The sequence below is a fragment of the Pseudomonas syringae genome (assembly GCF_021605415.1).
Lineage (GTDB): Bacteria > Pseudomonadota > Gammaproteobacteria > Pseudomonadales > Pseudomonadaceae > Aquipseudomonas > Aquipseudomonas syringae_S.
The window spans coordinates 28828-50797 of record NZ_WKEQ01000017.1 but is presented as its reverse complement, the minus strand read 5'-3'; the positions used below and the strand labels follow the sequence as shown (position 1 = coordinate 50797).

19 protein-coding genes, 4 tRNA genes and 1 pseudogene are annotated in these 21970 nt (G+C 58.9%); 8 read left to right on the top strand and 16 right to left on the bottom strand.

All coding sequences use genetic code 11. The annotated features are described in order from the left end of the window. Positions 1–50: 50 nt before the first annotated feature. On the bottom strand, positions 51–1049 hold the full coding sequence (locus GIW69_RS14175; RefSeq protein ID WP_236483299.1) for a LysR family transcriptional regulator: 999 nt from the start codon (positions 1047–1049) through the stop codon (positions 51–53). Between the two features lie 89 nt (positions 1050–1138). On the opposite strand from GIW69_RS14175, the gene GIW69_RS14170 reads away from it, so the two are divergent. The 4 genes from GIW69_RS14170 to GIW69_RS14155 all read left to right on the top strand — a co-directional run bounded on the left by GIW69_RS14170 (position 1139) and on the right by GIW69_RS14155 (position 5202). Continuing rightward, on the top strand, positions 1139–1765 hold the full coding sequence (locus tag GIW69_RS14170) for an alanyl-tRNA editing protein (RefSeq protein WP_236483298.1): 627 nt from the start codon (positions 1139–1141) through the stop codon (positions 1763–1765). An 89-nt stretch (positions 1766–1854) separates the two neighbouring features. After that, positions 1855–2625 (top strand): 2OG-Fe(II) oxygenase, encoded by a 771-nt coding sequence (locus GIW69_RS14165; protein WP_236483297.1) that lies wholly within the window; start codon positions 1855–1857, stop codon positions 2623–2625. Between the two features lies 1 nt (position 2626). After that, on the top strand, positions 2627–3265 hold the full coding sequence (locus GIW69_RS14160; protein WP_236483296.1) for a LysE family translocator: 639 nt from the start codon (positions 2627–2629) through the stop codon (positions 3263–3265). Positions 3266–3462: 197 nt separating this feature from the next. Further along, entirely contained in the window at positions 3463–5202 is a 1740-nt protein-coding gene (locus tag GIW69_RS14155) for a dipeptidase (RefSeq protein ID WP_236483295.1), read from the top strand. 109 nt (positions 5203–5311) lie between these two features. On the opposite strand, the gene GIW69_RS14150 is transcribed toward GIW69_RS14155, so the two are convergent. The 4 genes from GIW69_RS14150 to GIW69_RS14135 form a co-directional block, all read right to left on the bottom strand. Further along, a tRNA-Gly gene (locus tag GIW69_RS14150) sits at positions 5312–5387 on the bottom strand. A gap of 3 nt (positions 5388–5390) precedes the next feature. Next, positions 5391–5466 (bottom strand) — tRNA-Glu (locus GIW69_RS14145). 104 nt (positions 5467–5570) lie between these two features. Then, a tRNA-Gly gene (locus GIW69_RS14140) sits at positions 5571–5646 on the bottom strand. A gap of 4 nt (positions 5647–5650) precedes the next feature. After that, positions 5651–5726, bottom strand: a tRNA-Glu gene (locus GIW69_RS14135). Between the two features lie 386 nt (positions 5727–6112). Here GIW69_RS14135 and GIW69_RS14130 point away from each other — a divergent pair. Beyond that, positions 6113–6871, top strand: coding sequence for a tetratricopeptide repeat protein (locus GIW69_RS14130; RefSeq protein WP_236483294.1), 759 nt, complete (start codon positions 6113–6115; stop codon positions 6869–6871). A 259-nt stretch (positions 6872–7130) separates the two neighbouring features. Here the strand turns inward: GIW69_RS14130 and GIW69_RS26400 are convergent, their stop codons facing one another. The 4 genes and pseudogenes from GIW69_RS26400 to GIW69_RS14115 all read right to left on the bottom strand — a co-directional run bounded on the left by GIW69_RS26400 (position 7131) and on the right by GIW69_RS14115 (position 11574). Then, positions 7131–7994 (bottom strand): methyl-accepting chemotaxis protein, encoded by an 864-nt coding sequence (locus GIW69_RS26400; protein ID WP_496570919.1) that lies wholly within the window; start codon positions 7992–7994, stop codon positions 7131–7133. Further along, positions 7992–8216 (bottom strand): annotated as a pseudogene (locus tag GIW69_RS26395) (HAMP domain-containing protein); the annotation flags it as partial. The pseudogene GIW69_RS26395 and the gene GIW69_RS26400, both read right to left, overlap by 3 nt. Before the next feature lie 990 nt (positions 8217–9206). Further along, positions 9207–10604 (bottom strand): aminotransferase-like domain-containing protein, encoded by a 1398-nt coding sequence (locus GIW69_RS14120; protein ID WP_236483292.1) that lies wholly within the window; start codon positions 10602–10604, stop codon positions 9207–9209. Between the two features lie 208 nt (positions 10605–10812). Beyond that, a complete protein-coding gene (locus GIW69_RS14115; RefSeq protein WP_236483291.1) occupies positions 10813–11574 on the bottom strand; it encodes an SDR family oxidoreductase in 762 nt (253 codons plus the stop codon). A gap of 236 nt (positions 11575–11810) precedes the next feature. Between GIW69_RS14115 and GIW69_RS14110 the strand changes: the two genes are divergently transcribed. Continuing rightward, positions 11811–12815: an MDR family NADP-dependent oxidoreductase gene (locus tag GIW69_RS14110; protein WP_236483290.1), complete on the top strand. Its 1005-nt coding sequence runs from the start codon at positions 11811–11813 to the stop codon at positions 12813–12815. A 68-nt stretch (positions 12816–12883) separates the two neighbouring features. Here GIW69_RS14110 and pyrF read toward each other — a convergent pair whose 3' ends face one another. After that, positions 12884–13582, bottom strand: a complete 699-nt coding sequence (gene pyrF / locus GIW69_RS14105; RefSeq protein ID WP_236483350.1) for an orotidine-5'-phosphate decarboxylase — start codon at positions 13580–13582, stop codon at positions 12884–12886. Between the two features lie 299 nt (positions 13583–13881). Here pyrF and GIW69_RS14100 point away from each other — a divergent pair, with 299 nt between their 5' ends. Further along, the gene (locus GIW69_RS14100; RefSeq protein ID WP_236483289.1) at positions 13882–14631 is read left to right on the top strand and encodes a response regulator; all 750 of its coding nucleotides are present in this window, start codon (positions 13882–13884) and stop codon (positions 14629–14631) included. Beyond that, positions 14631–15680: an ATP-binding protein gene (locus GIW69_RS14095; RefSeq protein ID WP_236483288.1), complete on the top strand. Its 1050-nt coding sequence runs from the start codon at positions 14631–14633 to the stop codon at positions 15678–15680. Before GIW69_RS14100 ends, GIW69_RS14095 begins: the two co-directional genes overlap by 1 nt. A gap of 212 nt (positions 15681–15892) precedes the next feature. Here the strand turns inward: GIW69_RS14095 and GIW69_RS14090 are convergent, their stop codons facing one another. From GIW69_RS14090 to GIW69_RS14065, 6 genes are all read right to left on the bottom strand, one after another. Next, entirely contained in the window at positions 15893–16933 is a 1041-nt protein-coding gene (locus GIW69_RS14090) for an AI-2E family transporter (protein ID WP_236483287.1), read from the bottom strand. A 69-nt stretch (positions 16934–17002) separates the two neighbouring features. Next, on the bottom strand, positions 17003–17809 hold the full coding sequence (locus GIW69_RS14085; RefSeq protein ID WP_236483286.1) for a DUF4892 domain-containing protein: 807 nt from the start codon (positions 17807–17809) through the stop codon (positions 17003–17005). 169 nt (positions 17810–17978) lie between these two features. After that, a complete protein-coding gene (locus GIW69_RS14080; RefSeq protein WP_236483285.1) occupies positions 17979–18833 on the bottom strand; it encodes an alpha/beta hydrolase in 855 nt (284 codons plus the stop codon). Next, positions 18830–19636, bottom strand: coding sequence for an alpha/beta fold hydrolase (locus GIW69_RS14075; protein WP_236483284.1), 807 nt, complete (start codon positions 19634–19636; stop codon positions 18830–18832). Before GIW69_RS14075 ends, GIW69_RS14080 begins: the two co-directional genes overlap by 4 nt. 135 nt (positions 19637–19771) lie before the next feature. Further along, entirely contained in the window at positions 19772–20215 is a 444-nt protein-coding gene (locus tag GIW69_RS14070; RefSeq protein ID WP_236483283.1) for a hotdog fold thioesterase, read from the bottom strand. Positions 20216–20246: 31 nt separating this feature from the next. After that, positions 20247–21914 carry an AMP-binding protein gene (locus tag GIW69_RS14065; protein ID WP_236483282.1) on the bottom strand — a complete coding sequence of 556 codons (1668 nt, stop codon included), beginning with the start codon at positions 21912–21914 and terminating at the stop codon, positions 20247–20249. Positions 21915–21970: the final 56 nt, after the last annotated feature.

Sequence of the window (21970 nt, the reverse complement as noted above, 5' to 3'; positions counted from 1 at the left end):
ATAAACGATCAAAAGATCGCAGGCTGCGATCTTTTGATTTTGCCGTAACGTTAAAGCAACCCCTCACTCTCCGGCAGCTCATATTCCATCGCTACCGTACTCGAATCATTTGATTTCCCCGGCTTACCCAACGTTGGCTCCTGCTCCAGGCACTCCACCAGATAATCAATAAACACCCGCAACTTCGGCGGCAGATACCGCGTCGGCGAATGCAGCAGCCACAATCCGCCGTGATACGACGCCAGAAACGTCCAGTCCGGCAACACCTGCACCACCCTCCCCTGTTCCAAGGCATACCGCGCCGTGAAGTACGGCAAGCTGCCGATGCCGATGTGCTGCAACACTGCACCAAGGCGCACGCCGGTGTGGTTGGCGGCATAGCGTCCGCGCACGCTGACCGTTACGGCTTTGCTGCCCTTCTTGAATTTCCAGCGCGCATCGCTCGGGGTTTCTCCCAGATAAATACAACTGTGGTTGAGCAAGTCGTGAGGATGGGATGGCGTACCGTGCTCCGCCAGATACTCCGGCGTGGCGCAGAGCAAATGGTCGATAGTGAGCAACTGACGTCCGATCAATCCGGCCGGCGGACGGTCGGTGATGCGGATTGCCAGGTCGACATGGTCATCGATCAGATCCACTTGCCGGTCTTCCAGCAGCAACTCCACATCGACTTTGGGGTAGCGACGCAAAAACTCCGTCATGTGCGGATGCACTACAAAACGCCCGACAGCCTTGGGTACGCTGACCCGCACCAAGCCCTCCGCTTCGTGCGTGAACTGACCGCTGATCTCCATGACTGACTTAGCGGCGCTGACCATTTCCTGACAACGCTTGAATACCTCTTCGCCGCCATCACTCAAGCGCAATTTACGCGTCGTGCGTTGCAACAGACGGGTGGCGAGGGCTTTCTCCAGCCGGGAAATGCTGCGGCTGACCGCGGAAGGCGACGAACCGAGTTGGCGTGCCGCTTCAGAGAAACTGCCGGTCTCGACAACCTTGACGAAAATCGCCATTTCACCCAGCAGTGGCAGCGGTAGATTTATGCTCACAGCGCAACAGTCCTTTGATGTTCGAACGGATTATCACGTTATTGCACGATTCATATAATAAAAATAGAAACTTTAATAAGGCCTGGAATATGACACTTCGCCTGTTTTTCCATAGCGATGACCTCAAGGCCGATGTGGAAGTCCTCGACTGCACGCCCTTCGAAAACGAATTCGCCATCGTTTTGCGCGCTACGTTGTTTCATCCCCAAGGAGGCGGCCAGCCGTGCGACACCGGGTGGATTGGCGACAGCCAAGTGCAGCGCGTAGTGCAAGAGCCGGAACGAATTATTCACTACGTCGATAAACCGGTGCCGCTGGGCATGACCCAGATCCGTGTTGACGAAGCACGTCGCCGTTTCAATACCCGCATGCATTCGGCAGGGCACTTGATCGGCCATTTCGTGCAAGCCATGGGCTGGACGCCGATCAAGGCACACCACTGGCCAGACGAAGGCCGGGTGCAGTTCAAACCGGGGGATGCCGCCCAGGAAATTGATGCGCAAACCGTGCAGTACGGTATCGGACAATGGATCGAGCACGATCTGCCACGCCTGATTTCCCATCGCGAAGGCTCGCGGGAAGTCGGTTTTGGAGAGTTGCCGGCCTATGGTTGCGGCGGCACTCATGTACGCAGTCTCAAGGATCTGGGCAGCGTCACGATCGCATCCCTTTCGCAGAAGAAAGGCACGCTATCCGTCCACTACAACGTGGATTGAAGATTTCGGCCGGTGCCTCGCGCATCGTCCAATGCCAGGGAGCCGGACTCGTCGACTCCGTTGACTAATCGATAGATGGATCTAACACCATGATGCTGGATGTCGAGCGTCTCGATGAGACGTGCATAAAAAAACTCGCCAACGATGAAATCCTCGCCATTCGCGTCAAAGGCTTCTTGCCCCCGACGCAAGCGATCCAGTTGGGCGACAAGATCCTCGCGCCGGGCTTTGAAGGCTATATCAATGCACCGAGTATCGGTCGCATCGGCATGGCGTTTTACGAGGCGGAAAACCAGCCACTGCTGATCGAGGATTACTTCGAGCGCGCCACTCGCAACATCGCTGAATTGCGTAACCGTTGTGCGCCTTATTCATCACCGGTCGATACCTTGCGCTGCATGCTCGACGAGTCCTGGCCGGCCGGCGCCCATCTAGAGAATCTGTACGGACGCAAAATGTATGTCGGGCTTTCGCGCGTGGTGAAACCCGACGTGTGCTTCCTCGCCCACCACGACATTTTCGCCAAGGACGCCCCGGACAGTTTTCAGGCGCGCAGCCTGGAGGCGCAATTCGCCTGCAACGTGTACCTGAACATGCCGACCGAGGGCGGCGCGTTGCAAATGTGGAACGACGACATTTCACCGGATCAGTTCGATGAAATGCGCGGCGACAGCTATGGCATTGACCCGACCTTACTCGGCCCTCCAGCCTTGGAGGTTCGTCCGGATCCGGGGGATTTCATCATGTTCAATTCGCGCCGCATGCACTCGGTGACACCGGGCGTGGCAGATCCACGGTTGAGTCTTTCCTTCTTTGTCGGCTATCGCGGCAACGCTTCACCCCTGACTTTCTGGAGCTGAGATGTTTTCGAATTACCTGGGCGAGTTTCTGGCATTGGCCACCATCCATTTTCTGGCCGTGGTCGCTCCCGGCCCGGACTTCGCCGTGACCATTCGCCAGAGCGTGCGCTTTGGACGTTTGGTGGGAATCTGCACAGCGCTGGGCATCGGTACGGGGATTTCCGTGCACGTTTTGTACACCTTGCTCGGTGTCGGTGCATTGATGCATACCACGCCGTGGTTGCTGACCGTGGCCAAGGTCGTCGGCGGCGCCTACATTTTGTATCTGGGTGTCAGCCTGATTCGCAGCAAACCCAAGTCCGCGCTGGAAGGTGAAAAGAACCCGGACGACGTCGCGGTCGAGCAGTCGTTGTTCAAGGCCTTCAGCACCGGTTTTTTCACCAACGCTACCAACCCTAAGGCGACGCTGTTCTTCCTCGCGATTTTCACCACCATTGTCAGCGCCACCACGCCGCTGAAAATTCAGGCGCTGTATGGTTTGTGGATGTGCGCGGTGAACGCACTGTGGTTTGTGATCGTCGCCCTGTTTTTCTCCAGCAGTAAAGTGCGCGCGCTGTTCATGCGCATGGGCCACTGGTTCGAACGCAGCATGGGGGTGATTCTGATCCTGTTCGCAGGTCGCTTGATGTTGTCGATGTAAAACCATCGCCCAAACGAAAGGCCTGCCCGAATGAACGAGAAGGCCTTTTTCGTTTGTGCGCCGCTTTTGCGTTTCTGTGCGACAGATCTCACATGCGGGGCTCCCGGATCGCTGTCCCATGGTGTTAGTTTGAAAATGTTTCTGTCTGCTCCATCAGACACTTCCCACTCACCGCCTGCAAAGGAATGCCTTCCGCAATGGATTTTTCATTCAAGCAATTGGCCACCACTACTGTGATTCTGGCCACACTTTCGTCGATTACCACGTCCGCGCAAGCCAATATTACCGAGCAACAGAGCGCGGCCATTGTCAAAACATTCAGCGACACGTCAGTCACCGATTTCAGGCAGTTCCTGGGCGGCGTGGCCAAGAACGATCTGGCCAAAAGCGCCAACCTCGGCCCGGCCATCAGTGGTTTTCTCGACAACAAAACGTTGTCGGCTGAACAGCAGAACGAAATTCATCGCCTGCTCGGCATTTATGCACGGGTGAAATACGGCGCAGCCGCCACCGAGACCCTGCGCGAACTGGTCGAAATTCCGACATTCCAGGTCGAAGGCGTCGCCCAGCACGACAACCCTGAATTCATCAAAATCGCCGACAAGATCAAAAGCCTCGCCCATGCCTTCAACCTGAACTTCCGCAACGTCGACAACCGCGTGTATGAAATCTCCCTGGAGGGCAGCGGCAAGGAAGTGGTGGGTATTCATGCGCATGCCGACGTGGTGCCCGTCACACCGGAAAACTGGGTGTTGAAGGATGGCACTCGCCTCGACCCGTTCAAAGTCACCCTGATCGGTGACCGCATGTATGGCCGAGGCACCGAGGATGACAAAAACGGCATCGTGGTTGCGCTATACGCCATGAAAATCGTTAAGGAAGAAAAACTGCCGCTGGCGAGAAACTTCAAACTGCTGATCGATACCACCGAAGAAACCAGCGGCGACGCGATCCCCTACTACTTCGAACACAACCCGACGCCTGAGTACAATTTGGCGCTGGATGGCGGCTATCCGGTGGTGATTGCCGAGAAAGGCTACGGCACGGTGATGGCGAACTTCCCCGTCCGCAAGGGTGAAGGCCAAGGTGCTGAAATCGTTTCACTGACCGGTGGCAAGGCGACCAACCAGATTCCGTCCGCATCCGCCGCCACATTCGTCACGGATAAACCTTCCGAAGTGGCTGCCAGCCTGCAAAAGGTCGGCGACGAGTATGCCAAGCGCAATGGCGGTGACTTCGAGGTGAACGCCAAGGTCGACGGCAAGGACGTCAAACTGACCATTACGGGGGTATCGGCGCACTCCTCCGAACCGCAATCAGGCGTCAACCCGGTCGCCAGAATGCTTGAGTTGATCAACAGCCTCGACGGCAACGTCGCACTGAAACACAACCAGATCACCGATGCCGCACGCTATGCCGCCGACAACTGGGGACTGGATTATCTGGGTAAAAAATTGGGTATCGGTTTTGCCGATGACTTCATGGGCCCGTTGACCGCGTCACTGACGTTCGTGGGCATGGATGACAAGACCCTCAAGCTCGCGGTCAACCTGCGAGTGCCGAAGGGCAAGTCGCCCGAAGCGCTCAAATCTCAAATCAGCGAAAAACTCGCGGCCTGGAGCAAGACAAGCCACATCGCATCGACATTCGATCTCTCGATTGCCGAGCCGATGTATCGCAATCCTGAAGGCGAATGGGTCAAGGCTCTGCTCGCCGTCGCCAGCGAAAACCTGGGCATGAAGCATGAGTTCGGCACCTCTGCCGGCGCGACCTCGGTTCATGAACTGCCCAACGGGGTACAATTTGGCCTGGCGCGACCAGAGGTCAAGTACACCGGGCACACCGACAACGAGTTCAAGACGGTTGATCAGTTTCTGCTGGATCTGCAGATCGTGACGGAAATGTTTGGTCGTATCGGGCAATTGCCGAGGCTCTGAGCCAATTTCCGCCAGCCACGAAAAAGGATCCTTTTCGGATCCTTTTTTATTGCGTGACAAATAACGCACAAACAAAAACGCCGCTCAATGAGCGGCGTTTTTGTGAAATTGGAGCGGGAAACGAGACTCGAACTCGCGACCCCGACCTTGGCAAGGTCGTGCTCTACCAACTGAGCTATTCCCGCAAATGGCGTCCCCTAGGGGACTCGAACCCCTGTTACCGCCGTGAAAGGGCGGTGTCCTAGGCCACTAGACGAAGGGGACACGCTACCCGGAACACATGGTGTGTGTTTCGGTGTCCAGAACCGCGCCCGAAGACTTGTTTCTGGTTTCACTCAGCCCCGCCCGAAAGCAGTGCTGTTTAAAATTGGAGCGGGAAACGAGACTCGAACTCGCGACCCCGACCTTGGCAAGGTCGTGCTCTACCAACTGAGCTATTCCCGCATATTGGCGTCCCCTAGGGGACTCGAACCCCTGTTACCGCCGTGAAAGGGCGGTGTCCTAGGCCACTAGACGAAGGGGACACGCTACAACATTCACTCCCTGCCGCGTTTCGCTGTGTGCTTTACGCTGCAAGTGGCGCGCATTCTATGGATGGTTTGAGAAGTCGTCAACCCCCAGTTATAAATTTATTTAAATCAATGACTTCGCCCTGCTTTACGGCGCGGATCGAGGTTTTCCGCCGTCCGGGCTTTGACGCCTATATTCCGACACACGCCAAGGCGTTATAGTCGCGCACACGGTGATGGCAGTTTGAACTACCAACGCCACTATTTAGATATACGGATCGATGGCCGATACAGATGTACACGCCGATCCAACACGTCGAGCAAACGCCAGGCGCTTGAATTGCCTCGCGACTGAACTCGTACGCGAACCCTATAAAGAGGTCTTACCGGTGACACCACTCATGATCACCCTGCTGGTTATAGTCGGGATCGCACTACTGATCGCCATTGGCTACATGAACCATGTGGTGGAAAACAACAAACTGGAGAAGACCCGCACCAAGGTCGAACTTAACGACCGGCTGCGCCGCTGCGGTGAACTCACCGAAACCTTCCCCGGCCAGTTCATGACCCCGGGGCTGAAGCTGCTGCTCACACGCCTGGAACTGAATGTCTGCCAGCGCCTGCTCAACCTGGAAAAAACCAGCGCCATGACCAAGGCTCGCATTACCGAACTGAGCGCACTGGTTGCCCAGGGCGAGTCGATCCCGGTCAATAACCCGCCGGCACCGATCCAGACCGAAGCCAAAGCCAAGGACGTGCGCTTCCTCCTCGAAGCCTTGCACGGCCAAATCACCCGCGCCGCCCAGGATGGTTTCCTGCCCCCGAACGAAGCCAAACACTGGATACGCGAAGTCCGCCACATCCTGGTGCTGCTGCACATCGAGTTCTTCAACAACCTCGGCCAGCACGCCCTGCAACAAAACCAACCCGGCCAGGCCCGCCTCGCCTTCGAGCGCGGCGTGCAATACCTGCGCAAACAGCAGGAGCCGCAGATCTACGCCGAACAACTGGAATACCTGGAAAAACTCCTCGCCCGCGCGAACGCCCAAGTGATGGACAAAATCGCCCCGGTCGAAGGCGAAGAAAATCAACTGACCAGCGGCCTCAAAGATGTCGAGGCAGACGCGGACTGGAAGAAACGGGTGATTTACGACTGATTGATAGTGTTGCGATGAGAAGCCACCGAGAGGTGGTTTTTTATTGCCTGAATCGCCAGAACCGAAGATCAAAGGATCGCAGCCTGCGGCAGCTCCAACAGGAGGTTTCGCCGGGCCCGGAACGCAGAGCGTCCCGGCTGCATCCCCACGCCGAGCGTGGGAACGATCAAGTACACCCGAAATTAATTCGGTCGATTGTAAGGCCGCCATCGAACCAGAACCTGGTCGGCCCAGAGGCGGCCAAGGTCAAAGAAAAAAATCAAATGCGAAAATGCCCAACCATCCCCCGCAACTCCCCTCCCAACTGTGCCAACTCAATACTCGACGCCGCATTCCCCCGCATCGCAACAGAAGACTGATCCGCACTCGCCCGAATACTCGTCACGCTGCGATTAATCTCCTCGGCCACCGAACTCTGCTCCTCGGCAGCCGCAGCAATCTGCTGATTCATCTGCTGAATCAACGAAACCGCCGCTGCAATACTCCCCAGCGCACTTTCCGTCTGCAACGCATCAGCCACCGCCAGCTTCACCAACTCACCGCTGCCTTTGATCTGCTGCACCGACGAATGCGCCGCCGAACGCAAAGCGCTGACCAACCGCTCGATTTCCTCGGTCGATTGCTGCGTACGTCGCGCCAACGCCCGCACCTCGTCGGCCACCACAGCAAAGCCTCTGCCCTGCTCCCCCGCCCGGGCGGCTTCAATCGCGGCATTGAGCGCCAACAGGTTGGTTTGCTCGGCAACGCTCTTGATCACCTCAAGCACCGTACCGATGTTCTGGATTTCCGCACTCAGGCTTTCAATGCTCGAACTGGCCGATGTCGCCGAATCCGCCAATTGCTCAATGCGTGCCATGCTCTGGCGCACCACTTGCTGACCGCTCTCGACTTTTCCGTCAGCCGTCTGCGCCGCCAGCGCAGCCTCTTCAGCATTGCGCGCCACGTCGTGAACGGTGGCGGTCATCTGATTCATCGCCGTGGCGACCTGCTCGGTTTCTTCTTTCTGGCTGCTGACCTCAAGATTGGTCTGCTCCGTCACCGCCGACAGCGACTGCGCCGAACTCGCCAGTTGCTCGATACCCGCCTGCAGTCCGCTGACGATACTGCTCAGCCCTGCGCCCATCTGCTGCATGGCCAGCATCAACTGGCCGATTTCGTCCCGGCGCGTCACCTCAATGGTGCCACTCAAGTCACCGGCAGCAATTTGCCGCGCGACCTCGATCACACGGCGCAGCGGCGCGACGACCAAGCGGGTAATCACCCACGCCGCCGCCAACCCGACCAATAACGCCAGAGCCGAAGAACCAATGATCAGCACCGAGTTTTTCTTCAACTCCACTTGCATGGCAGCATCTTCGGCGACGTAAGCCTGATCGACCCGCTCGACCACTTGGGCCGCGCGCTGATGCAGTTGTTCGTAGACGGTTTTTTCCTGCGCGAGCAGCCCGGTGTACTCGGCGAGTTTGTCGTTGAACCCCGCGATGTGCCCGGACACTTCATTGAGCACGGTCAGATAGCCTTCGTCCTTGACCACGCCTTTGAGCGCTTCGGCCCCGGACTTGGCCTGGGCTGCCTGTTCAATTTCGCCCTTGGCGGACTCGTCGGCATTGCCCTTGCGACTCTGATCCAGACGCATCCGCGCTTCATTCATGGCTTGCAGCATCAATTGCGAAACCTGACTGACCTGGCTGGCCTGCTCGACGAATTGCGAGCCGTCCTTGCCCTCGGTTTCTTTCAAGGTGTAGGCACCATCATCGGCCAGCCCGGCCTGCAATACATCGAGATTGTTGGCCACGCTGGACACCGACCAACTGGCCATTTCCAGAGCCAGATCCTTGGCTTGCGTCAGGGAAACAAACTCGTCGAATGCCTTACGGTAGGCGGCAAGGGACTGTTCGACGTCACTCATCACCGGCACATTAGCCGGCGATCGAGTTTTGAGCAGACTGGCTTGCGCGATCAGGCCGTCGACGCCTTCACGCAAGGCATCGACGGTTTTCGGATTACCGTGCAACGCGTAGTCCTGTTCCAGCAACCGCACCTTGAGAAGGTCGCTGTGCAGAAATGACATCTGTTTGAGTCCATCGAATCGCTGACTGATGGCCTGCAGCGACCAGACGCCAATGGCTGCCACCAATGCGGTCAACAGTAAAACGAGCACAAACCCGACACCCAGTTTTTTCGCCATACCGAGGTTGGCAAAACGTCCTTGCACGGCTGAAATCATTGCGCCTAGTCCCCTGCCAAAGTTTGTGTACGGAGATTCGCAACGGCCAGGAACCAGCACAAGTCTCCGGCGTCGGAATAATGGCAAAAAGCTACGCTCACGTCGTTTTCAGGATGGCCGAGGTCGATCTGCAAGACTGGCCCGAAAAAAACGCCGCGCTCGCGCATCGCATGCATAAGCGACATTGATACGCTGCCAGTCACAACTTTCTCCGCTGGGACTGAACGCCGCCGACGGTGAAAGCAATACACCGCACACTTGGGCATGCCGTTGCAGGCGTGCCTGATCGGCCTGGGGTGAACGCGCCCAGATGAACAGCCCCCCCGTGGGTTTACCGAACACTTCCCAATCGGCATCCTCCAGTGCCTGCAAGGCTGCCGCGCGTTCAGTGTTCAACCGTTGCCGCAGTCGCTGCACCAGTTTGCGGTATGCTCCGCTGGTCAGCAGTGATGCCAATACAGCCTCGTTAAAACTTGAAGTACCCAGACTGCTGATCATCTTGACCCGGGCCAGACGCGCCACTAACTCACTGTCGGCCGCCACAAAACCGACCCGCAACGAACTGCTGAGGGTTTTCGAAAAACTGCCGACGTAAATTACCCGGCCTTCATCATCCAGCGCGGCCAGACGCACGCCGCTGCCATTGTGCAGATCGGCGTAGACATCGTCCTCGATCAGTCGCACCTCGTAAGTCCGGCTCAATTGCAGCAACCGTTGCGCCACCGTCGGGGTCAGGCAACTGCCGGTTGGATTGTGGTGATGACTGTTGATGAATAACGCCTTCGGCCGGTATTGGCGCAACACGGCTTCGAGCGCCTCGAGATCCGGCCCTTTCGGCGTCCGACGCACTTCCAGCATTCGCACACCGTGCAGGCGCAGAAGCTCGAACAGTGGCGTGTACCCAGGGGTTTCCACTACCACACAATCTCCGGCCTTGAACAAGGTACGCACGATCAGATCCAGCCCATGACTGGCCCCGGCTGTAGTCAGAATCTGTAAGTTGCCGACATCGATGCTCAGTGAGCTCAGACGCCGGGCTATTTGCTCGCGCAATACGGGCAATCCCAACGGTGAGCCGTAGTTGAACAGACCGGCCATATCGGTGCGTGCCACCTGACGAATCGCGTAGCTCAGGTCGTCGGACTCGCGCCAACTCTCAGGCAAGTTGCCGCTGCCCAATCGCAACCCGGCAGCCAGTTCGCAGGCTTCGGGGCACCAGGGTTGCGCCGTTGTACAGTCCGGCTGAATGGCGTGTTGGCGATGCCCCGCCGCTGCGGCGACCATGAATCCGGCACCCTGGCGGGACGCCAGAATGCCCTGTGCGACCAGACGTTCGCATGCCTCCACCACACACGATTGACTGAGCAAATTGCAACGCGCGATGTGCCGCACGGAAGGCAGGCGCGTGGCCGGGGGCACTTCGCCCTGTTGGATCCAGTCAGTCAGTCCTTCCACAATCTGCTGCACGACAGGCACCATCGCCTGTCGATCAATTCTCAATTCCATGAGCACGCAAACTCCTGTCCGTTTTGCTGGCGGCAGTAAATCACAGGAACGTCGATTCGGCTGTGCGATAAAACCGTCAAAAGTGCCTTGTCTAACTATTTGAAACACATTGTTTATCGGGTTTAAGGGGCATTGAAACGGATAGAAAAAAACCCGCATCGATTCCGCGTCGATGCAGGTCTTTTTCACGCAAAGCACTGAGCCCTTTTCAGAACGCCGTCACGCCACCGTCCACAGCCAGCGAATGCCCAGTGGTGAACGCTGCGCCATCACTGCACAGGTAAAGCACGGCGCTGGCAATCTCCTCGACCTTGCCGATACGGCCAACCGGATGCATCGCGTTGGCGAATTCGCCTTTCTTCGGATCAGCCTCGTAGGCACGACGAAACATGTCGGTGTCGATCACCGCCGGGCACACGGCGTTGACGCGGATTTTCTTTTTGGCGAACTCGATGGCCGCCGATTTAGTCAGCCCGATCACCGCATGCTTGGACGCCGCATAAATGCTCATCTTCGGCGCCGCACCCAACGCCGCGACCGATGCCGTGTTGACGATCGCGCCTGCGCCCTGGGCCACCAGCAACGGCAACTGGTACTTCATGCACAACCAGACGCCTTTGACATTGACGCCCATGATCGCGTCAAACTCGTCCATGGTGCCTTCCGGCAATTTGCCTTTTTCGATCTCGATGCCAGCGTTATTGAAGGCATAGTCGAGTCGGCCGTAGGTATTGATGACCTCGTCCATCAGATGTTTCACATCGCTTTCCACGGTGACGTTGCAACGCACGAAGGTCGCTTCGCCACCGGCCGTACGAATCAGCGCCACGGTGCCCTCGCCACCTGCTGCATCCAGGTCAGCCACCACCACTTTCAAACCTTCAGCGGCGAACGCCACGGCAGTCGCGCGACCAATACCGTTGGCAGCCCCCGTCACTACGGCGACCTGACCGGAAAACGTCATGCTCATTGTTGTGTCCTCGAACGGATGAATGCGGGGGAAATACAGTCTGGCAGCATAGTCATACCGCACGGCGCGGCGTCAGCACTATCAGATGGCCGTTTATTGGCTTATGAATTCGGGTGATAAAGCCATGGCGCCGACTATCACTGCACTGGATCAAACCGTATTCGCCGCATCAGCCAACCTTGCGACATCGCCCGGGAGGGGCTATCAACAAGACTTCATTCATTTGAGTGCCTGTCATGACTACCCAGACCAATCGCCAGTTCCTGCTCGCCAAACGCCCGGTGGGCGCCGCCACCCGCGAGACCTTTACCTATCAGGAAGTGCCGGTGGGCGAACCGTCGGCCGGGCAGATTCTGGTCAAGAACGAATATCTGTCCCTCGACCCGGCGATGCGAGGCTGGATGAACGAGGGCAAGTCCTACATTCCACCGGTCGGCATCGGTGAGGTCATGCGCGCGTTGGGCGTAGGCAAAGTCGTTGCCTCGAACAACCCCGCGTATGCCGTCGGGGACTACGTCAATGGTGCCATCGGCGTGCAGGATTATTTCCTCGGCGAACCCAGAGGTTTCTACAAAGTCGATCCGAAACTGGCGCCATTGCCGCGTTATCTGTCTGCATTGGGCATGACTGGCATGACCGCCTACTTTGCCCTGCTTGATGTCGGCGTGCCAAAAGAAGGCGACACCGTGGTGCTGTCCGGCGCTGCCGGTGCGGTGGGCAGCATTGCCGGGCAGATCGCCAAGCTAAAGGGTTGCCGGGTGATCGGGATTGCCGGCGGTGCGGACAAGTGCAAGTTCCTGATCGAGGAACTGGGTTTCGACGGCGCCATTGATTACAAGAGCGAAGACGTCATCACAGGCCTCAAGCGCGAATGCCCGAAAGGCGTCGACGTATATTTCGATAACGTCGGCGGCGACATTCTCGACGCGGTGTTGAGTCGCCTTAACATGAAAGCGCGAGTAGTCATCTGCGGCGCCATCAGCCAATACAACAACAAGGAAGCCGTCAAAGGTCCGGCCAACTACCTGTCGCTGCTGGTCAATCGTGCGCGGATGGAAGGCTTCGTGGTGATGGACTACGCCGCGCAGTACGCCAGCGCCGCTCAGGAAATGGCCGGGTGGATGGCCAAGGGGCAGCTCAAGAGCAAAGAAGACATCGTGGAGGGTCTGGAGACGTTCCCGGAAACGTTGATGAAACTGTTCAACGGCGAGAACTTCGGCAAGTTGGTGTTAAAGGTTTAGAGCACGACTGAGGATCACAAAAAAACCTGTAGGGGCGAGCCTGCTCGCTCCTACAGGTTTAGTGGTGCTCAGGCGATTTCAGCGACGACTGAGGCCAGTGCCTGCGCCGGATCGGCAGCCTGGCTGATCGGACGACCGATCACCAGATAATCGGAGCCGGCATCCAGTGCCTGACGCGGCGTCAAGATACGGCGCTGATCGTCCTGGGCGCTGCCCGCCGGACGAATCCCCGGGGTCACCAGTTGCAGCGACGGGTGCGCGGTTTTCAGGGCCTGGGCTTCCAGGGCCGAGCACACCAGACCGTCCATCCCGGCCTTCTCGGCCAGTGCCGCCAGACGCAGAACCTGTTCCTGGGGCTCGATGTCCAGACCAATGCCCGCCAGATCTTCGCGCTCCATGCTGGTCAGCACGGTCACGCCAATCAACAGTGGTTGCGGGCCGCTGCGCTTGTCCAGCACTTCGCGGCAGGCGGCCATCATGCGCAGACCGCCGGAGCAGTGCACGTTGACCATCCACACGCCCATCTCGGCGGCAGCCTTGACCGCCATCGCCGTGGTGTTCGGAATGTCATGGAATTTCAGGTCGAGAAATACTTCGAACCCTTTGTCACGCAGGGTGCCGACGATTTCTGCGGCGCAACTGGTGAACAGCTCCTTGCCCACTTTGACCCGGCACAACTTCGGGTCCAACTGGTCGGCCAGCTTCAGCGCGGCGTCACGGGTGGGGAAATCCAGGGCGACGATGATAGGAGTCTGGCAGGCGGACATGGATGGGCTCTCGAACAGGATGAAATCGGCGCGGCATTGTAGCGGAACCGGCGGCGTCGCGGCACCCGATGATCGGTAAATCGTGTCGCCGGCCATGGGCAGCATAGCGCTCACGGCCATTGTGTCGAACCCGATACACAGACGACACGCCGCCAACATGTGCCCCGGCTACCCTCGCCGACCGCAACACATCCTTACAGCAGCCCTTCCCGCCTCGCGGCCGGACGCCTATGCTGAAAACCAAAACCTCGCAGCCCATCTTTGTGGTTGGCAGCCTGAATGGCAGATGAACAGCCCCCATGCACAACACTCAAGCGTCCGTGAACGAAGACCCGAAAGACGACAAGCGCTGGAGCATCCGCGCGCTGATCGTCGACGATGACGTGCCGATCCGCGACCTGATGATCGACTACCTCGCCCGCTTCAACATCCACGCCAGCGGTGTGACCGATGGCGCGGCGATGCGCCAGGCGATGCAGGCTGAACATTTCGACGTGGTGGTGCTCGACCTGATGTTGCCCGGCGAAGACGGATTGTCGCTGTGCCGCTGGCTGCGCGCCGAGTCGGACATTCCGATCCTGATGCTCACCGCCCGCTGCGAACCCACCGACCGCATCATCGGCCTGGAACTGGGCGCCGATGACTACATGGCCAAACCGTTCGAACCTCGGGAACTGGTCGCGCGGATTCAGACCATCCTGCGCCGCGTGCGCGACGACCGTACCGAACAGCGTGCGAATATTCGCTTCGACAACTGGCGCCTGAACAGCGTCCTGCGCCAACTGGTCGCCGATGATGGCCTCGTGGTGCCGCTGTCCAACGCCGAGTTTCGCCTGTTGTGGGTGTTCATCGAACGCCCGCGTCGGGTGCTCAGCCGTGAACAACTGCTGGATGCCGCCCGTGGGCGCTCGATCGAAGCCTTCGACCGCAGCATCGACTTGCTGGTCTCCCGCCTGCGGCAAAAACTCGGCGACGACCCGAAAGCACCGCAACTGATCAAAACCGTGCGCGGCGAAGGTTATCTGTTCGACGCCCGGGACATTGGCTGATGCGAGCGCGCTTCGACACGCTGTTCGGCCGCCTCTTCGGTGTGTTGTTCGCGGCGATCGTCCTGGCGCACCTGCTGGCCTTTGCCTGGTTCAAACATTACGGCCCGCCACCGCCGCCCCCTCCAGCGGAATTTTCTGAAACGATCGACGGGCGGCCATCACTACAAAATCCACGCTTCGAACCACGGCCACCCCGTCCGTGGTTCGGCGGGCCGCTGGTGCCGCTGACCTTTCAGTTCATCTCGCTGATCATCGCCGCGTGGTACGGTGCCAAACTGCTCACCCGACCGATTCATCGCCTGAGCAATGCCGCCGAACGCCTGAGTGAAGACCTCGACAGCCCGCCACTCGATGAATCCGGCCCGCGCGAGGCCCGCCGTGCCGCGCACACGTTCAACGTGATGCAGCAACGCATCCGCGAACAAGTGCAGCAGCGCGCACGGATGCTCGGCGCCGTCTCCCACGACCTGCGCACACCGCTGTCGCGGCTGAAACTGCGCCTCGAACAGATTGATGACGACAAATTGCAGGGCCAGATGCGCCAGGATCTCGACGACATGATCGGCATGCTTGACGCCACCCTCACCTACCTGCACGAACAACGCACCAGCGAAGCCTTGCAGTGGATGGACGTGCAGGCGCTGGCTGAATCACTGTGCGAAAACGCCCAGGATCAAGGCGCCGACATACAAGTCAGCGGGCATTGCGCGCCAATGCAAGTGCAACCGATGGCGTTGCGTTCGTGCCTCAACAACCTGCTCGACAATGCGCTGCGTTATGCCGGTGATGCGCACCTTGCCCTGGAGGATCACCGCGAACAGTTGCTGATCCGCGTGATCGACCATGGCCCGGGCATTGCGGCCGACAAACGCGAAGCGGTGTTCGAGCCGTTCTTTCGCCTCGAAGGCTCGCGCAACCGCAACTCCGGCGGTGTCGGCCTGGGCATGACCATTGCCCGGGAAGCGGCGATACGCCTGGGCGGCCAATTGACCCTGGAAGAAACGCCCGGTGGCGGCCTGACCGCCGTCATTCGCCTGCCCCGCCCCTGAAGTCTCCACCGTCCAAATGCAGTGCTCGCTCCCACAGGACTCGGACGTTTTCATGTATGTGTTTCAGCCGGTACAAACTTCACACATTTGGGACAACTTGTCGCTTGAGGCTGCGCTTACAGAGGGGCAACCGGGAGGGACTGGTCGGCGGCCAAGCCACTATCGCGAGCAGGCTCACTCCTACAGAAAAGCAGGCCGCCAAGCCCGAAACATCAAACCCGAGCCTGACTCTTACTCCAATCCGTCAAGAGGCTATAAGCCACCGCCAACAACGTAGGGCCGATAAACAACCCGATAAACCCAAACGCAATCAACCCGCCAAACACCCCGAGCAACACAATCACCAACGGCAAATTCCCGCCCCGGCTGATCAGATACGGCTTGAGCACGTTATCCACGCCACTGATGACAAACGTCCCCCATATTCCGAGAAACACCGCCATCCCGTATTCACCCTTCCAGGCAAGCCAAGCGGTGGCAGGCACCCAGACCAGCGGTGGCCCCATCGGAATCAGACTCAGCAAAAACGTCGTGATCCCTAGCACCAGCGCACCCGGAACCCCGGCGATCAGAAAACCGATCAACGCCAGAATCGCCTGCGCCGCTGCCGTACCGATCACGCCGTTGACCACCCGCTGCACCGTCCCGGCCACCAACTCGATGTAATACCCGGCACGATCACCAATCAATCGCTCAAGCAAACGGTGAACGAAGTGCGCAAGACGCGGCCCGTCACGATAGAAAAAGAACACGAATACAATGCTCAGGGTCAGCTCAAGGATCCCGCCACCGATTTGCGCACTGCGCGCCAGCAGCCAATTGCCGACCTGCCCCAGGTAAGGCTTGATCGCCAGCATCATCGCCGCACCTTGCTGATCGATGCTGTCCCAGAGATTAACCAGACGCTCGCCCACAAAAGGAATCGAGCCCAGCCACGCAGGCGCCTCCGGCAAACCGTCGACCTGCACGTCCTTGATGAACGCCGTGGCATCGCGCACATGATCCGCCAGATTGAAGCCCAGCCACACCAGCGGCGCCGCGACCAGCAACATCCAGCACACGGTCAGGATCAGTGCCGCCAAGGATTCGCGGCCATTGAGCCAACGCGTCAGCAAACGCATCAGCGGCCAACTGGCGAATGCCAGCACTGCGCCCCAGAACAGAGCCGACCAGAACGGCGCCATCACCCACAGGCTGGCGCCGAACAGCACCAGCAGCAGGATCTGCACCAACAGCCGATCGTTATTGAGCATGAAAAATCTCGAAAAAGTCAGTCAGCCAAAGCGTAGGCGAACGCGCCATGCGCGCTCGCCAAAAAAAACCTAGCGCAACAGATCGATGCGAAGGCCTGAAGTTTCGGTATTGCCGCCTTCCAGGCGCGCGGCCCGCACGCCGGCACCGATCAGGGCTTGTCGCCAGGCTTCAGCCTTGGCGCCGGACACCGCCACCCGCAACGAGGTATCGAGATTCAGCCCCCGGGACAACAGGCGCAGCCAAGTGTCATCGGGATCACCGGAAAGTTTCGGGAATTCCAGCTCACCGGTGCTTCTGAGTTGTCGCAGCAACGTCGCCGAAGTCGGCAGCAGTTCGCCCAGCGGCGCACTCGCTTCGAACTGTTCCACATGCAAATAGGCTTTGCGATTGCCACGAGTGATGCTGTAGAGCGCCACCAATGTGTTGTCCTGAGGAGCCGCGAGACGCAACAGCAGATACGCTTGTTGTTCGTCGGCGCCGAACAGCTTGGCATTGCTGAACACTTCGTTGGCCCACAGGCTGCTTTCGCCGCAATCCCTGGCCTGACACCAGAACAACAGCTCGGCGTCTTGGTCTTGCAAAGCTTCGCGGGCGGCAGTGAACGCTTCGGTGGCGGCATGCTCCGGCGGCAGTTCGTAAGTCACCGACGTCGTTTGCCCCCGGGCACTGACCTGACCGTCGAAGCGTAACTGGCCGCTGATCTTTCGGATCGAGCCCATCGGGTAGATCCGTTCCATTTCCGTCCGCGCGCGATAGTCAACGATTTGCGCATCGGCCAGACGCGGCACGATCGACAAATCCTGACTGCCCGGGACGTCAGCGGCAAAAGACAAGGGGCTGAACAAGCACAGCGCCAGCAAACCGATTGATCGCATAGGCCGCCTCATTGGATGGGCAATGCCTGGAGGGTTTGCACGGTCGTTTCTTCCTTTTTTTCAAACACGATAGAGACCTGGTGGCCATTCGGGGGCGCAGCGGTGTAGAGATCCATCATGGTCGTCTCCCATTTCAACCCGCCCAGCCTCGACAGTTGACCTGCGCAAGTCAAGGAATCGCGAAAAACCGATTGAAACAGCGTGCGACAAGATCAGCGCCAGCTTCATCGTTGAGATGCAAATGGTGCCCACCGGACAGTTGCTCATGACTGAAGGGTAGACGCTCCAGCAACTCAGGGTGTTTAGCCAACATGCCGTCAGCCGCCACCACCAAATGTGCAGGACACGTGAGGCGCTGCACGAAAGCCATCGCCTGCTCCTGAGTCAGTCGCAGCGGCGATGGCAGGGTCAGTCGATTGTCGGTGCGCCACGTGTAGCCGCCCGGCACCGGCATCAGACCACGCTGAGCCAACAGCTCGGCGGCTTCGCGACTGACCGCCACCAAGCCTTTCATTCGCGCTTCGATAGCGCGATCAACCGTGGGATGGACCGGTTTACGCTTGTCGCGCAGATCCAGTTGCGCCTGTAAGGCCATGCCCATGCGCTCGGCGGCGTTTTCGCCTTTGTCGGTAGGAGGAATCACACCATCGATCAGCGCCAAATGGCTGATCCTTTCCGGAAACGAACCGGCAAGCACCAGCGACACAATGGCGCCCATCGAGTGGCCGAGCAGGCCAAAACGTTTCCAGCCCAATTGCTCCGCCACTTGCAGCACGTCATGAGCGTAATCCCACAAGGCATACCCGGCGCCGATCGGACGATGCCCGGAATGCCCGTGGCCGGCCATGTCCAGTGCAACGATGCGCAATCCTTCGAGCTTCGGCGCCAGCCGCGCAAAGCTGTTGGCGTTATCCAGCCAGCCGTGCAGCGCAATGACCGGCAAACCATCCTGGGGGCCGAACAAATGCGCCGCGAGTTCGATATGCGGCAGGCTCAGACGCACTTCTTCAAAGGTCGGGCTCATGCGCAATCCTGTTGCTGGCGGCTGTCCCAGCGACTGAACAGGCTTTTCAGCAACTGCGCCGTGTCCTGCGGACGTTCGAGCGGAAACATGTGCCCGCCGGGCACGGTCAAGGATTCGCCCTGGGGCAGGCGCCCTACCGAGCTGGCGTGATGTCGCATGACCACGCGGCTCTTGTGCCCGCGCACCACCGCCAGCGGCACCTTCAAATGCCCGGTGCGACCAGGACTGGTGTGGGGCACGCCTCGGTAAATGCTGATTTCGGTGGCCGGATCGAACCGCAGCCGCAGCGAATCGCCGACTTTGTACAAACCGTGTTGCAGGTAGGCGTCGAAGCATTCCGGATCAAAGCTGCGAAACAGCGTCTTTCCGGCAAAGTAACTGCGCGCACTGTCGATGTCGGCAAACTCTTCGCGGCGACCCAAAGTGCGGCCTGCGGGCGTGAGTTTGTCGATGAAACCAAAACGCTTGGCCGCTCGAATCACCCATTGATCGGCGCGCGTCAGCACTGGCGAATCGAGCATGACCACGCCGCGATACAGTTCAGGGCAACGCATCGCCGCGTGCTGGTGGAGCACCCCGCCGAACGAATGGCCGACGCCCCACACAGGTTCGTCCTGTTGTTTAAGGTGATGAATCAACTCGTCGACGAGGTTGTACCAGTTGTCGTCCGCCGGAAAGCGCGGGTCATGGGCATGCTGCTCCAGATGCGCGACCCGATATTCCGGCGCCAGCGCCGCGAACAACTTGCCATAGGTGCCCGAGGGGAAGCCGTTGGCGTGGGCGAAAAAAATGGGTTGCGACATACCGGTCAATCCGTGGGCGGGGAAACAGGCGTTGATTGTCGGCAACGCCGCGTCAATCAGCAATGACCGTAACTGCCAGGAATGATGACAGTCCGGTCAGAGCTATGGTGTTCACTGCCCCGCGCCTCACGAAACTCATCGCGCCGGCGGCTGCTCACCCAACGGCACCACCGCCATGGTCAACCGCGATACGCAACTGGCCTTGCCTTCGTCACTGGTCAAACGAATATCCCAGACATGGGTGGTGCGACCAATGTGAATCGGCTTTGCCACCGCCGTCACCCGTCCTTTGCGCAAACCTCGCAAATGGTTGGCGTTGATCTCCAGCCCCACGCAATAGAACTTGCTGGCATCGATGCATAGATAACTGGCCATTGAGCCGACGGTTTCCGCCAGTACCACAGAGGCGCCGCCGTGCAACAGGCCATACGGCTGATGTGTGCGGTGGTCGATGACCATGCTCGCGGTCAGAGACTCTGCGTCGAAGGATTCGAAACGGATGTCCAGCACTTCACCGATGGTGTTTTTCTGGATTGCGTTCAATTGCTCGATGTCGGGAGTGGTACGCCACAAGGTCATCGCAAACTTCCTTTGTTGTTTTGATCGTCGCTCAATCCTGCCACAGCACCGCCTCGCTACGCTCGCTCCATTCTTCGAAGCGTGCGCCATAAGCGTCCTCGATCACATTGCGCTTGATCTTCAATGTCGGCGTAAGAAAGCCGTTTTCCACAGCCCAACTGTCCTTGACCACCACCAACCGACGCAGGCGCTCGTGCTTGTCGAGCGCGGCGTTGACGTCCTCCAGCAGTTTTTCCAGGCTCGCCTGCAAACCCGCCCGCGCCGCACCCACGGCGTCCTGCATACCCGCCGCCGACAGCACACACAATCCCAACGGCGCGCTGAGTCCGTCGCCCACCACACACACTTGCTCGATCCGGGCATGCACCGCCAAACGGTTTTCAATCGGTGCTGGCGCCACGTACTTGCCTTTGCTGGTCTTGAAAATTTCCTTGAGTCGTCCAGTCAGACGCAAGCGACCTTCGGCGTCCTGCTCACCCTTGTCGCCAGTGCGCAAAAAACCGTCTCCGGTCAGGGTTTCAGCCGTCTTCTGTGGTTCCTTGAAGTAACCCAGCATGTTCGCCTGACTGCGCACCCGAACTTCGCCGGACTCATCGATGCGCACCTCAACCTCCGGGCACGGCTTGCCGATCCACCCCTCCTTGTATTCGCCCGGCAAACAAATGTGCGAATAACCGCAGCTCTCGGTCATGCCGTACACCTCCAGCACATCCAGGCCGAGCTTCTGATACCAGCGCAACAACGTCTGCGGCACCGGCGCTGCACCGGACAACGCCACCCGCAATGCATCCAGCCCAAGCCCCGCCAGAACCTTGTGACCGACACGCTTGCCGATGATCGGCAAACCGAGGAGGAAATCCAGACGCTTCGCCGGGATTTTGCTGTAGACCCCCATTTGAAACTTCGTCCAGATCCGCGGCACGCCAAACATCGCGGTTGGCCGCGCCCGTTGCAAATCAGTAAGAAAGGTGTCGAGGCTCTCGGCAAAAAACACCGTTTGCCCGGTATAGATTGACGCCATCTCGACAAACATCCGTTCGGCGACATGGCACAGCGGCAGATAAGAGAGCAGCCGGTCGCTCTCGTTGAGTCCGAACAGCTCGGTTCCGTGCGTCGTGGCAAATCCAAGATTGGCGAAACTGTGCATAACCCCTTTGGGCAGGCCAGTAGTGCCGGAGGTGTAAATAATGGTCGCCAATTGGTCGGCGCCCGGACGCGGATCGTCCTGAATCGGCGAACTGCGCTGCAAATCATCCCAGGTGAAATCAAAATCGCCGGGCGGATGCAGCGGCAGACTGATTGTCGGCAACCCTGCCGGCAGCCCCCGGGACATACCCGCCCAATCATCAAGTTTGCCGATAATCGCCAACACACTCTCAGAGTGAGTCAGCACTTGGTTCATGGACTCAGCCGTGAGATTGGGATACAGCGGCACCGACACATGCCCGGCCATCCAGATCGCCAGGTCGGCGATGATCCAGTGCGCGCAGTTTTTCGAAATCAACGCAATGTGGCTGCCTTGCGGCAATTCCCGAGCGCGCAACCAGTGCGCCGCACAACGGGCCTGATGACCGACATCCGCCCAGGTCAACGTCTCGACCTGCCCACCGCCAACCGGTTGCACCAGAAAGCGCTGGCGCGGATGACGGGATTCACGTTCATAAAACACGTCCAGCGGCAAACGGAATGCGGCAGACATGCGACTCGCTCCTGTTTTTTTGGTCTGGAGCAAGCGTAGTCAACCAAGCAAGTGCT

What these genes read in the sequence shown, in the direction of transcription:
- GIW69_RS14170 (WP_236483298.1), top strand. Translation starts at nt 1,139, where the DNA reads ATGACACTTCGCCTGTTTTTCCATAGCGATGACCTCAAGGCCGATGTG.
- GIW69_RS14165 (WP_236483297.1), top strand. Translation starts at nt 1,855, where the DNA reads ATGATGCTGGATGTCGAGCGTCTCGATGAGACGTGCATAAAAAAACTC.
- GIW69_RS14160 (WP_236483296.1), top strand. Translation starts at nt 2,627, where the DNA reads ATGTTTTCGAATTACCTGGGCGAGTTTCTGGCATTGGCCACCATCCAT.
- GIW69_RS14155 (WP_236483295.1), top strand. Translation starts at nt 3,463, where the DNA reads ATGGATTTTTCATTCAAGCAATTGGCCACCACTACTGTGATTCTGGCC.
- GIW69_RS14130 (WP_236483294.1), top strand. Translation starts at nt 6,113, where the DNA reads ATGATCACCCTGCTGGTTATAGTCGGGATCGCACTACTGATCGCCATT.
- GIW69_RS26400 (WP_496570919.1), bottom strand. Translation starts at nt 7,994, where the DNA reads ATGGGCGCAGGGCTGAGCAGTATCGTCAGCGGACTGCAGGCGGGTATC.
- GIW69_RS14120 (WP_236483292.1), bottom strand. Translation starts at nt 10,604, where the DNA reads ATGGAATTGAGAATTGATCGACAGGCGATGGTGCCTGTCGTGCAGCAG.
- GIW69_RS14115 (WP_236483291.1), bottom strand. Translation starts at nt 11,574, where the DNA reads ATGAGCATGACGTTTTCCGGTCAGGTCGCCGTAGTGACGGGGGCTGCC.
- GIW69_RS14110 (WP_236483290.1), top strand. Translation starts at nt 11,811, where the DNA reads ATGACTACCCAGACCAATCGCCAGTTCCTGCTCGCCAAACGCCCGGTG.
- pyrF (WP_236483350.1), bottom strand. Translation starts at nt 13,582, where the DNA reads ATGTCCGCCTGCCAGACTCCTATCATCGTCGCCCTGGATTTCCCCACC.
- GIW69_RS14100 (WP_236483289.1), top strand. Translation starts at nt 13,882, where the DNA reads ATGCACAACACTCAAGCGTCCGTGAACGAAGACCCGAAAGACGACAAG.
- GIW69_RS14095 (WP_236483288.1), top strand. Translation starts at nt 14,631, where the DNA reads ATGCGAGCGCGCTTCGACACGCTGTTCGGCCGCCTCTTCGGTGTGTTG.
- GIW69_RS14090 (WP_236483287.1), bottom strand. Translation starts at nt 16,933, where the DNA reads ATGCTCAATAACGATCGGCTGTTGGTGCAGATCCTGCTGCTGGTGCTG.
- GIW69_RS14085 (WP_236483286.1), bottom strand. Translation starts at nt 17,809, where the DNA reads ATGCGATCAATCGGTTTGCTGGCGCTGTGCTTGTTCAGCCCCTTGTCT.
- GIW69_RS14080 (WP_236483285.1), bottom strand. Translation starts at nt 18,833, where the DNA reads ATGAGCCCGACCTTTGAAGAAGTGCGTCTGAGCCTGCCGCATATCGAA.
- GIW69_RS14075 (WP_236483284.1), bottom strand. Translation starts at nt 19,636, where the DNA reads ATGTCGCAACCCATTTTTTTCGCCCACGCCAACGGCTTCCCCTCGGGC.
- GIW69_RS14070 (WP_236483283.1), bottom strand. Translation starts at nt 20,215, where the DNA reads ATGACCTTGTGGCGTACCACTCCCGACATCGAGCAATTGAACGCAATC.
- GIW69_RS14065 (WP_236483282.1), bottom strand. Translation starts at nt 21,914, where the DNA reads ATGTCTGCCGCATTCCGTTTGCCGCTGGACGTGTTTTATGAACGTGAA.